Origin of the sequence: Paenibacillus anseongensis (assembly GCF_009757995.1) — a bacterium.
Classification (GTDB): domain Bacteria; phylum Bacillota; class Bacilli; order Paenibacillales; family NBRC-103111; genus Paenibacillus_E; species Paenibacillus_E chondroitinus.
The window spans coordinates 11,819-23,454 of record NZ_WSEM01000001.1; the positions used below are offsets into that span (position 1 = coordinate 11,819).

General features: G+C 48.5%; 9 protein-coding genes and 1 pseudogene. All 10 read right to left on the reverse strand.

Translation table 11 applies throughout. The annotated features are described in order from the left end of the window. Nucleotides 1-9: 9 nt before the first annotated feature. A complete protein-coding gene (locus GON05_RS00075; RefSeq protein ID WP_157317238.1) occupies nt 10-1,518 on the reverse strand; it encodes an acetaldehyde dehydrogenase (acetylating) in 1,509 nt (502 codons plus the stop codon). Beyond that, the gene (locus GON05_RS39595) at nt 1,515-2,033 is read right to left on the reverse strand and encodes a BMC domain-containing protein (protein WP_220138894.1); all 519 of its coding nucleotides are present in this window, start codon (nt 2,031-2,033) and stop codon (nt 1,515-1,517) included. The genes GON05_RS00075 and GON05_RS39595 overlap by 4 nt, the downstream gene beginning before the upstream one ends. Nucleotides 2,034-2,049: 16 nt before the next feature. Next, the gene (gene eutL / locus GON05_RS00085) at nt 2,050-2,715 is read right to left on the reverse strand and encodes an ethanolamine utilization microcompartment protein EutL (RefSeq protein WP_181646657.1); all 666 of its coding nucleotides are present in this window, start codon (nt 2,713-2,715) and stop codon (nt 2,050-2,052) included. A gap of 169 nt (nt 2,716-2,884) precedes the next feature. After that, nucleotides 2,885-3,270 (reverse strand): annotated as a pseudogene (locus tag GON05_RS00090) (iron chaperone). A gap of 24 nt (nt 3,271-3,294) precedes the next feature. Then, on the reverse strand, nt 3,295-4,392 hold the full coding sequence (locus GON05_RS00095) for a Ger(x)C family spore germination protein (RefSeq protein WP_157317240.1): 1,098 nt from the start codon (nt 4,390-4,392) through the stop codon (nt 3,295-3,297). Continuing rightward, entirely contained in the window at nt 4,389-5,495 is a 1,107-nt protein-coding gene (locus GON05_RS00100; RefSeq protein ID WP_157317241.1) for a GerAB/ArcD/ProY family transporter, read from the reverse strand. Before GON05_RS00100 ends, GON05_RS00095 begins: the two co-directional genes overlap by 4 nt. Before the next feature lie 28 nt (nt 5,496-5,523). After that, a complete protein-coding gene (locus tag GON05_RS00105; protein ID WP_181646658.1) occupies nt 5,524-6,954 on the reverse strand; it encodes a spore germination protein in 1,431 nt (476 codons plus the stop codon). A 67-nt stretch (nt 6,955-7,021) separates the two neighbouring features. Continuing rightward, entirely contained in the window at nt 7,022-7,891 is an 870-nt protein-coding gene (locus tag GON05_RS00110) for an NAD-dependent epimerase/dehydratase family protein (protein WP_157317243.1), read from the reverse strand. Between the two features lie 29 nt (nt 7,892-7,920). Further along, the gene (locus tag GON05_RS00115; RefSeq protein ID WP_157317244.1) at nt 7,921-8,892 is read right to left on the reverse strand and encodes an aldo/keto reductase; all 972 of its coding nucleotides are present in this window, start codon (nt 8,890-8,892) and stop codon (nt 7,921-7,923) included. Between the two features lie 158 nt (nt 8,893-9,050). Continuing rightward, on the reverse strand, nt 9,051-11,636 hold the full coding sequence (locus GON05_RS00120; protein WP_181646659.1) for a metallophosphoesterase: 2,586 nt from the start codon (nt 11,634-11,636) through the stop codon (nt 9,051-9,053).

Here is an 11,636-nt window from a genome sequence, read left to right on the forward strand (position 1 = left end):
ATGATGGGATTAAGACAATTGCATATCCGTAAGGACCTTTCTGATAATCTGAGCAACTTCCTCACGCGTAATGCCGAGCTGATTCGTCTTGATTAGTCCGTCCGCCACTTGGCTGGCTATTTGACTAGAGTCGTCGGAATTCGGCGCCACAGGCTCCTCAGGCAGAGGCATTTCCTTAATGCCGAAGGCGACCCGCTTGATGTTCAGCAAATGCTGCGGTCCAATATTGTCCGAGGTGATGTTATTGCCAAACGTCCCGCAGCCCAGTGTCATGGAGGGGAAGATTCCTGTCGTAGCACCGATACCACCGAACGTTGTTCCCGTGTTAACGACAATGCGCGATGCCGGCTTTTCCAACCCGAAAGCTTCAATAATCGCTGGGTCCTCAGCGTGAATGCCGAGCGTATGTCCTAAGCCACCGAGCGTTAACAGCTGTATGCACTTTTGGCAGCCCTCCTGCCAGTCGTTCACCGTATATAAGGCAAGCACAGGGCAAAGCTTCTCCATGGAAAAAGGGTAATCGTGCCCAATTTCCGTCTCTTCTGCGATTAACATCTGCGCGTTATCCGGGACATCGATGCCGGCTTTGCCTGCTATGGCCTGTGGTGATTGGCCAACAATTTGCGGATTCATCCCTTTGGTGGTCATCAGGATAGAGGCAATTTTCTGCTTTTCGTGCTTATTGAGGAAATAGGCGTTTCGACGTTGTAATTCTTGGATGAGGTACGGCTTAATGGCTTGATCCACAACAAGCGCTTGCTCGGAAGCGCAGATCGTGCCGTAGTCGAACGTTTTACTCTGCAAAATGTGGTTCACCGCACTTGGGATGTTCGCACTCCGGTGAATGTACACCGGCACATTGCCGGGCCCGACACCATAGGCGGGTTTGCCGGAGCTGTAGGCGGCCTTCACCATGGCGGTTCCGCCTGTGGCTAAGATGAGATCCGTCAGCTTATGCCGCATCAGCTCCCCGCTCGCCTCCAAAGTGGGATGCGAGAGGCAATGGATGAGCCCCGGCGGAGCTCCCGCACGCTCTGCTGCATCCCGCATGACGGCGGCTGACTCTTGCGAGCAGCGAAGCGCTGACGGATGCGGGGAGATCACGATCGCATTGCGTGCTTTCAACGCGATCAGGCATTTGAACAGCACCGTCGAAGTCGGGTTCGTTGAGGGAATGATGGCGGCAATGGTGCCGACGGGCTGGGCGATTTCCCAGACCTGCCTTGTGTTGTCCTTGCGGATGACCCCCACCGTTTGCATGTCCTTTATCGCTGTATAGATGTCCCTCGCGACGAACAGATTTTTCGCCTTTTTATCGGCGACTTTTCCGAAGCCGGTCTCGTGGACGGCCATAGCGCCAAGGCGCTCAGCCTGCTGCTCCGCCGCTTCGGCCATAGCGGATACGATCGCGTCGATTTGTGGCTGCGTCATTTTTTCTAGGAGTTTCTGCGCTGCCTTCGCCTCTTGCAGGTAATTGCGCACCTCCTGGATCGCTTGCAAATCGCTGTCCAGCTTCATGTCAGTCGCTCTCCTTCTTCAGCGGACAGCTCCGTGAAAAGCCGGACTAGCTCCGCTTTGCTAACCAGCTGAATATCTCGTCCGGCCAGCGGGAATTTTGGCATGCTCTGAGCGAGCTCTCTGAGCTGGGCGACGGTCATTTTGCTCCAGTTCGGTGCAGTTGCAGGAGGCTCTTCATGCTCTTTTGGCTTGGGTGCTTCTGGTTGTTCAGGGACTTTGGTCTGCTCCCGCTCTTGAACACTCTGCAGCATCGTATAGACCGAAGGATCCGGACGCGGGATCACCTGTGTGCCTAGTAACTTGCCGACCCGCTTCGCCTCGTCTGCCCCCGCATCTACAGCCGCTTTGACTGCTGCCACATCGCCCCAGATATAAACCGTTACGATGCCGGCATCCACCTTCTCATACATCGTGACCTTTACATCCGCCGTTTTTGCTGCAGCGTCTGCGGCGGCAATTAATGCCGGCAAGCCGTAGGTTTCGATCATGCCCAAGGCTAGCTTTTGTTCAATCATTACGGACACCTGCCTCTTACTGGCCTATTTTCTTCGGTTCTCTAGCGATGCTACGGACAGCCTCCGCAAATGCTTCAGCTGCTGCCATACAGGCCGATTGACTGCCTGTCAGCAATCCGCCCGCAAAATTCGTCTCCGTCGGCGGGCCATAGAATTTGCACAAGCGCACATCGGCGGCTTTGAGTGCGGCATCCATGGCGTAGACGGCTTCCAATGGAGGAGCAATTAAGTAAGCAAGCGGCTCGCCTTCCCGGATTTCCGCCTCTTTGGAGAGATACGAGCCTGTGCGGGATACTACATGCGCATAGTACGCGTGGGTTGCGTTGTCATTCAGCGCGTAGAAGCAGGCGCCGCTCTCCATCACTTGTATGGCGGCATCCAGCCCGCTACGTACTTCGTCCGGCGAGGCACCGCCGATGATGCCGATGAATTCACCGGACAGTGGCCCCGACGCATGCCCTGATCCGGCATAGAACGAGCGGGCATACACCACCTCTACCGCTGCGTTCTTCGTTGCTTCATCGATGGCGGTGTAACCTACATCGTCGATGGTTGAAGTCAGCAGGCCGAGGCTGCGGATGCCCGGCTTCAGCTCCAGCTTCTGCGCGAGCCCGGCGTCGACGTTCGGGATGATCCGGACGGCGAGTGGTACAGCGCGTATCGGTTTCTCGTTAGGGGGCACTCCCTTCACCTCTCCGCCTCGAATGGAAGCAAAAAGGTGCCCCGGTTCGGAGAACGCTCGACGTTCTTGGACCTGAGGCACCTTTGCCTGTTTTATGCTTTTGTTAATGGATATGCGGTGGGGGGCTTGGATATGCTAGCATGACCATAGAAATTACAAATAGAACCATTCACTTCTTTTTCCTACTCTTACTCTTCGCCTTCTCTATTTCCGAGCAACCCTATACTTCACAATCCGACTGATCAATTCATAAGGTATCGGTTTTCCAAGAGGAAATTGCAGAGTCCCTTTTGATGCATGATATTCTGCGACCTCATCTTGGAATTGGGTAATTCCGTCCGGTGCCGGATAAAATCCAATGTGATTTTTAAAAGCTGCAAAATGCACCAAATTCCCATGCTGCTCAAAGGTAGGCATCGCGTAACTGATTTTCTCCTTGGCATCCGGGGCGGATTCTTTGATGACTTCTCGCAGCTTTTGCAGAATCTCCTGAATCTCCGGCGAAAAGGCTGCTATGTACTCATCGATGGATGTATACGTGATTTTTTCTTGCATGGCTTTCCCTCCCACGTTTTCTGGCTACTTCGAGTCTATAAACTCCAATCCCGTGTTTCTCATATCAATATGAAAACTATAGCTGATTTCGGCAGACTTGAACATCTCGTTCCAATGATCATACTGCGATGGCTCCAGACGACTCCGAAAGCGATTACCGAAGCCAAAGACATCTGCTCCTTCTCGCTGGGTCTTCTCGAACAACGATTTGGCATGGCCGTTCAGGTCCGACTCCAGCTCAGCAATGATCTCTGATTCATTCAACTTTCGCTGACGGGAACTGTCGATTAAAACTGTGACTAGCGAACAATCAATTTTGATGATCGGTTTCCCACCCTCAAGTGACGTAGCTATCCGGGTATGGTTATGTACAATCCTAATATCCGATCTACTCATCAACTCAACTTCTGAATCATGAAACCGGCGCGTGAATATTTCATACAAAAGCGATTCATCCTTGTTGATTTCCCCAACCATCCTACCGCTGATAAAAATCGCATTGCCGCCAAAGCTAAACGAATTTTTCTCACCTTCGATCAATACCGGGATTAGATTAGCATGAAACGGGTTATAGAATTTGGCGTAGACCTCCCACAGCTTCGTTACATTTTTTCTAGGGATACCCCCTGCATAAGGTTCGAAAAATAGCTTGGTATAAATACCAGAGAGTTCCCCGGTCGGATTGGGACTGCTAAATATCCGTTCCATATTGCCCCTGACCACAGCAACTACAGCATCTAAGGGGACGGAACGCTCTCTGATTGCAAATTCCAAAAAAGGGGTGAGACCCGTCTTGGCCAACGGCTCATCTAGCAGCAATGCTCGTGTTGAGGAAGTTTCCAACGCTTTGGGAAGTTTATATCTTAATTTGTTCATGGCATCGGGGACGGTGAACCCTTTCTGGCTCATCGTAAAGAAATCTTTTTTCGACGTTTCCTGTCCTGCCCTGGGAAGAGGGAATCGGAACCATACTCGGAGACCCGTCTCCGGCGCTTTCTCCAATCCTATTACACCGATCATGAGCCGATTATCAATGTCTTTGGAATCCCAGCATCCGGATCCGACCGTCATCGTCAGGAAGCATACGATGGCTAACTTCCATATCGGGTGTTTTCGCCTCATAGTTCATTACCCTTTCCCCTCCGATTTCGAGCAAAAACCAGGACAGCCATGCCAAGTAAAGGAAAAGCAAACATGATATACAGACGAATGGCAATCGTAACTAAGACAATATGTTCGACCTCTCTCCAAGAAGACAATAACGTGGCCGCCGTATAAACAAAAATGAAGATAATGACGTAAATCAGGCCATTGTGCGCTCTCGGCATTAAAGTTTTGATCATTTCTCCCAAGGCGTGCAGCTGCAGCGCCATAGTGATCAGAACATAGAGCATAGTCACGGAAACAAAAATGGCGGTCATACTCTCAAATACGATCCAGTAATGATAGATCGAATCCATTTTGGAAATGAAAGGAAAGGTCAAGCGTTGGCTTAAATCCCTTCCAAAGGTCATAACCGGCAAATAAACATAGCCTGCAATCAAAGGAAGCGCACAAAGGAGGGCAACAACGTAGCTTCTCCAGGCGCGCCTTGCGGACTGCATCCTATATGATCCGATCAGTGAGGTAAACGTAAATCCCATCCACACAAACGATCCGGCATAAAAGTGCTTGTTGAGGAGAAAATCGCCGTTCGTCCGAAGCCAGGGTGTACCTAAAGTCCACTCAATATCACTAAAACCTAGAATCAGCAGCGCCAATGTGCAGATAAACGCCAACAGAAAGAAAACCCTCGCTGCCCTCACAATTGGCATCATTCCGGCCAAGGCAAGTGCAGCAGGAGCAAGGAGCATTCCATTCAAAAACGATATTGGCGTGGTGGGCAGCATCGTCATCGTAACAATTTCCGAATAGGCTCTCAACATCACGACGAGTGTTCCGAACAGGAATAGTAATACGGGTAGACAAAGAATGCTTGTCCACACGCTGCCAAGCGCGGATCGTATGGCAGCAATCAGCTTGTTATCTTCCAGCCTGGCCAGCATTCTGCTGTAAAGCCAAGAGCTGAGCAGAGCGCCCGCGACCCAGACAGCAATCGGGATCCAATAGCTTCCTGACGTACTGCGAATCAGAAAGCTCGGATAGATGAAACCTGCCGCGGCACCTGAGAACAGCATTTGAATCACAAACATTTCATAGCCAGTTATGCCGGAAGAAGTTTTCATTACAAAGGCTCCTTTCTTGAAATACTAGCTAGGAAGATCCCAACCTTTTCTTCTTGTGCCATAAGGGTGTGAGGTAAGGAGTTCCGAAGGATTCAAGACAGCTTAGATAGATAACTAAGCACACTAAGCAGAATACGATACCTAGGAGGCCAGCGATCGTAGCGCCAATCACGACAAAATACTTCAGGACTCGCTGTACTAGCCCCATTTGATAATCAATAACGATAAAATTAGTGATGGCCGTAGCTGCCACAACAATGACTAACAGATGGCTGACAATATTAGCCTGAATAATCGCTTGTCCTAGGACAACACCGCCAACCATCGTAACCGTCGAACTTATCGTCTTGGGCAAACGCAACCCCGCCTCTGTTATGAAATCTGTCGTTATAAGCATTAGGAGTGTCTCCACAAAAACAGGATAGGGGACGCCCTCCCTACTCGCTGCTGCGGCGAGACTAATCTCCAAGCGGTTCACATCAACATTGACAGATGTAAGCGCCACATACATAGCGGGAAGAAACAAATTAATAAACATGGCCAGAACGCGCAGCGTATGCAGAAAAGAGGTAACGTGCGGATTGACATATTTATCCTCGGGTGAACGCCAAAAATCTGTGTAAACAGAAGGCACAATCAAGGCGAACGGAGAACCATCTATCATGATGATCACCTTGCCTGCCAGCAGAGATTCCGATACACGATCAGGTCTTTCCGTGGAGACGGCCAATGGGAACAGCAACATTCTTTTTCTGGCCATTAGCAGTCGCAGCAGTTGTGCGCTGTCCTGAATGCCATCCGTTTGAATCTGCTCCAGCTTTTCTTTGAGCTGTGACAACAGATCGGGATCGACGGCATCACTATATGAAAACAGAGCGACTCGGGTGTGGCTGGCCGTGCCGACAATCGTTTCCCACAGTTTTAATTGGGAAGAACGAATTTGTTGTCTAATTAATGCCGTATTGACGTCAAGACTTTCGTTGAAAGCGTTCATAGGGCCTTGAAGAACATTTTCAGTTACCGGCGACCCTACCGATCTTTGCTGGCTTTCCGATAAATTCAGTATCAGTCCGGAAGACGATCTTGCTTTACAGATAACGGCTGAGCCGTGGCAGAGCGCTTGCACGCAATTTTCGAAAGTCCCTTCCTTAAATCCAGTCCCTCTATAACGCTCAAGCCTCGCGGACAAATCTCCGGTGATGGGGGTACCGAGCAGAAAATCCAACCTCTGTGCGGAGCATAAGGATGAAATAAAACATAAATACAATTCGGCCGCATTCTCCATTCCGATCAATATCGTCGCATAGTCGGCAGAATCCGCAAAAGCTTTTTTTAAGCGTTCGAATAAAGACAGAGTATCTTCTTGTTCATTTAAACTATAGACGGAAGTAAGAATATCAGACGTGGTTATGACCCCCCGGTAAGCATAAATATGGAAATCCAGTATTATTTTGTCCAAGTCCTGCAATATCATGTCTGAAATACAAAAAAAGCGACCAATCCCAAAGGATTGACCGCTCTTCCCCTTACTGCTCCATTAGTTTAATTTGTGGTTCCCAGCCCAATAATCTTTTCGCCTTCGCGTTGGAAATGAGGGATGTTCTCCCCTCTAACGAGGAACGAATTTCTTTGACACCTGGCAGGTACTTCGCCACTAAATCCAGCGTTGGTCGATTCGACGAGCTATCATCTGCTGCAATGATAAGCGCCTCCGCGCCAAGCCCATCGACCTCAATGGCTTTAAGACAAGCAGTTGCTACGTCCCTTGCATCGATGTAGGACCACAGGATGCGCAAGCGCGCGTCCGTATTATCGAAATTAGCTTTCAACTGCTCGTAACTTTCAGGCACCAGAATGTTGCCTAAGCGGAAACTGACCACCTGCATACCAGTACGCCGATTGAACGCCTGCGCGGTCACTTCATTCACCACTTTGGACAAGCCATAGCTGTCCTCCGGCAATTGTGGGTGATCTTCATCGATGGGTAAATACTGAGGCTCGAAAAACTCACTGGCAAAACAAATGCCATACGAGGACTCACTCGACGCAAGCACGACTTTCTTGACTCCCAAGTTGGCCGCCGCCTCCAATATATTGTAGGTGCTCATCACATTATTACGGAAACATACCTCATTGGTATGCGTGTAGGCTTGAGGGATAGCGGCAAAATGCACAATACCCTCGACCTCTTTCCGATTGCCAGTACTGAATTGCGATATCGCATTATGTACTTGACCCAAATCATTAAGATCAGTAATAATCGTCCGGCAAATCGGTTCCGCTGGAGCTTTCACGTCCAAATTAATAACATCATAATTATTTTCCACAAAATGTTTTAAAATCCACTGGCCCGCCTTACCGCTGCCGCCAGTTACAATGATCCTCTTTTTATCCATGAAACCTAAATCCTCCTCGTTATATCTAATCAACCTCTATAAAAATCCCGAATCCAACGATGGGCTTTCAGCTTTTCCACTTGTTCCTTGGTCAGTCCCTGTCCGTCACCAACACGCATATTTGCTTCCACGTTGCGAACAGAACGCATACCCGGAATGACCGTCGACACAGCAGGATGGCTTAGCACGTACCGCAGTGCGATTTCCGGCATTTGCTCAACAGAAATATCCAGATCAGCTGTAATCTTCTGAACGCGATCATACACCTGCTGTTTGCGATCACCCCGAAAATAGTTGTTGCGGAAATCGCCTTCGCTAAACGTCGTGTCAGGTGTAATACGTCCCGTGAGACCGCCTTCATCCAGCGAAACTCTGACAATAACGCCTACATTGTGCGCTGCACAGGCAGGAAGCAGTTGATCCTCAGGACTTTGATCGAAAATGTTATAAATCACCTGCACCGTATCCACGAGCCCCGTTTCAATCAGCTTGAGCGCATTGTTCGGTTGGTGATCGTTAATTGATATGCCGAAGTGTTGGATTTTGCCCTGCTCTTTCAGCTTGCGGACCCCTTCCAGCCAGTCTCCCTGTCCCACCCACTCGTCCGACCAGACGTGGAACTGCTGCACATCAATCGTCTCTAGACCTAGATTGCGCAGGCTTTGCTCTGTACTTGCTATGACATGCTCCGCTGTAAAAGTCTCCTCCACAGGTACGCCATCGCGTGCCGGCCATTGTCTGTTTTTCGGAGGGATTTTGGTCGCTACATAAATCGGCTTATTATGAGCTTTCACCACTTGCCCGACAAGACGTTCACTGTGACCATCGCCATAACCCAAAGCCGTATCAATAAAGTTCAACCCCAGCTCAATCGAGCGATTCAGTGCTTGAATGGATTCCTCGTCGGAAGCGCCAATCCAAGCCGTTTTACCTATTCCCCATGCGCCGTATCCGATTTCCGATATCTGCAGTCCTGTTTTTCCAAGCGTTCTAACGTTCATCTTCCGTCCTCCATCCACTGATTTACTTACACTTGTTATTATACAGGCAAAGGAAAAGCTGCATAAGAACTGAAAAAGTTGTCAGTTAGTTACTTTGGCGTAAGTGGGGGGATCGAAAAAATAAAAACCGCCAGTTTCACCCTGACGGTTTTATTTGGCTACAACCGAGGATCCATCTCCCTCTCCCCAGCAACCTCGAATAATAAATTCGCAACAACTTCCTTATACTTGTCATTCTCCGGTGTGATTTCATCGAACCTAATCAAGCGCATTCGTTCCCCTAGTCGATATTCATTTATGGAGGTACGAAGCTTTTGATTTATATTCTTTTGTTTCATCAGCTTCTTGTACTTGTGCGGGAAACGGTAGTCATAACCGTAAATGATCGACAGGTAATCCTTATTTCGCACTTTCATATAAGGCGCCAAATTTGCTTGGATGACTTCGGGCTTGATCACGACGCCTTCCATATAGTTATCCACAGTTAGCCTAGAAAAGTAGCGTTCAGCCTTCTCGTAGCAATCCGGATCAGCAAGATCCAGCAGTAGAAAATCATCCTCCGACAAAAAGCTGTATACCTCCGAAGCTTTCCAGTCCGGTAGGCACTCCTCGCCATTTTCATAAATAATTTTCAACAAAGCAAATGGTTTGTAAGTAAGCTCACCATCTTCCGCATAAATTTCAAGCTGCCTTCTGTAGGTTTGGTACGCTTGAACATGTTGCTCCAACGGAACATAAGAGTTCAGAATATCGTGGATATTCTTATAGTTTTGATAGATATGTGAGCCGTATTTGTCGCTGAGCGAAGTCTTAGACATATTGTACTGATCCTTCTCAAACCCGCTTGCCCGATAATCGGCCGTCAACTTGCCAAATGCATGCTCAAACCCATTTTGCTGTAAAAATGCCAATTCACTTTCCAGAGCCTTCTCAATTGGCTTGAACTGCCTTTGAATCAATCCGTCGCCGATCGCTTTCCACGGCAAAAGCTCACCGTCCAGAATGAGCATTTCAATCTGATTTTCTTCCATATAGCCGCCGAACTTATGCAGCAGCGTTACATAGATTTCCGTCAAATCAATCTGGTTGATGCGATAACCATTACGGCTGACCGCAAAGCACTCGTCTATCTCCTTATTTAAGTAAATATTACAGCGTGATCCCATGTATTTCGGTTGCAGAACAACCTGCGAAGCACCCCGCTCAGCAAAATAACCCAAGCCACGGCGCAAAGATTCCAGATCCTGCGCAGCCTCATCCTTATCGGCCGGAGACATTGTCCCTGAGATGAAGTTAACCTTGTTCCTGGATACGTAATGCAGTCTGCGAATCTCATCCTCACCCATATCTTGCAGCGACACCTTGCGTTCTTCGTGAAACAAAGTTTGAAGTGCATCCGTCATCACGGTTTGCTCGGACTTCTGCGATTTCATGAAGGGTTTGTATGAAATACTGACGGAAGACAACATATGACCATGCGCGCTTCCTGTGTCCAGATGAATTTTGTTTTTGATACGAAACGCATTTTTGGCGGCAACGTGCCCGAAGATGTGATAGGGATAATTCTTCACCGCTTCATCTCGGAGAAAAGTAAGCTGCTCCTCCAATGGCGCATTACGATCAATGCGATAATTACGCTGATGACGGACCGAATTCGCGTCCAGTTTGCCAATGTATTTGTTTTTACACGGGGCATGGGTCACATAGAAGGAGGGATTATTCAGCCCATTCAATCGATAAAATGGCTTAGCAACCGCTACCAGTTCATTAAACTTCTCAAGCAGCTCTGCATCTTGCGATAACACCTGTGTGGAATCGAAGTAGGTATGAAGCAGTTCTTGATCGACCCCGCCGATCTCTCCCTGCATGTACTTATATACAAAATTCTCATGATTCCCCATTACGAATAAGAAATGCTCCTGATTGTCATGCAAAAACTCGATGATTTCTCTCGTTTTCTTCCCCTTATCGATCCAGTCTCCCACAGAAATCACTTTCGTGTTCCGCACTTTATCTGTCACCACTAGCTTGTTGCCCTCGATTTGGTAACCGTAGCTCAGCAGCAGCGCTTTGAGTTCATCCACACATTCATGAATATCGCCAATGACAATGTACTTCATATTTTGCGGAAGAATAGTGGAAAGGTACTCCTCTCGATCATCAATCATCACTTGGTAGGCAGGATTCGCTCGCCCCTCCGTCACGGAGTAAAAATCCTTAAACCGGATCTTATGAATTTTGGAGTAGTCTTCTCTAGAGAGTGAACCTAAAACTTCTTTTCTCAACCGGTTAATGTGGTTTGTAATCAACTTTTTCGAGCGATCCGAGGCGTAGTAGTCCTCCCGCTTGCGATAATCAAACAAAATAACTTCCAAGTTATAGTGATTAGCTCGCGCAATCTCCCGAACCTTAGCACGGAATTCCTCGGCCAGCCCCGTCGTATCCACAATCACGAATTCTGCGTTGACCGGGAATGACGTCGCCATCTTCAGCTTTTCGAACAACAGGTGAAACGCCTGATCGCTCGCCTCCAGCATCACCTGGTCATATTTATCATAGTCATAACCCAAAACCTCTTGGCGGAGGCTATCGGAAGATAAATACTGCACGTTTGCTTTTACATTCCTGGACTCATCAGCGAACCTCAACCCAGGAATCAAAACTTCCTTCGCAAAAGTCGTTTTTCCGCACTCCGTCGAACCAATCAGCATGAAAATCGTATGAACTTTGGTTTGAATCTCCAC

Excerpts from the sequence above, each read along its gene's own strand:
- GON05_RS00075 (WP_157317238.1), bottom strand. The coding sequence starts at position 1,518 with ATGAAGCTGGACAGCGATTTGCAAGCGATCCAGGAGGTGCGCAATTAC.
- GON05_RS39595 (WP_220138894.1), bottom strand. The coding sequence starts at position 2,033 with ATGATTGAACAAAAGCTAGCCTTGGGCATGATCGAAACCTACGGCTTG.
- GON05_RS00095 (WP_157317240.1), bottom strand. The coding sequence starts at position 4,392 with ATGAGGCGAAAACACCCGATATGGAAGTTAGCCATCGTATGCTTCCTG.
- GON05_RS00100 (WP_157317241.1), bottom strand. The coding sequence starts at position 5,495 with ATGAAAACTTCTTCCGGCATAACTGGCTATGAAATGTTTGTGATTCAA.
- GON05_RS00110 (WP_157317243.1), bottom strand. The coding sequence starts at position 7,891 with ATGGATAAAAAGAGGATCATTGTAACTGGCGGCAGCGGTAAGGCGGGC.
- GON05_RS00115 (WP_157317244.1), bottom strand. The coding sequence starts at position 8,892 with ATGAACGTTAGAACGCTTGGAAAAACAGGACTGCAGATATCGGAAATC.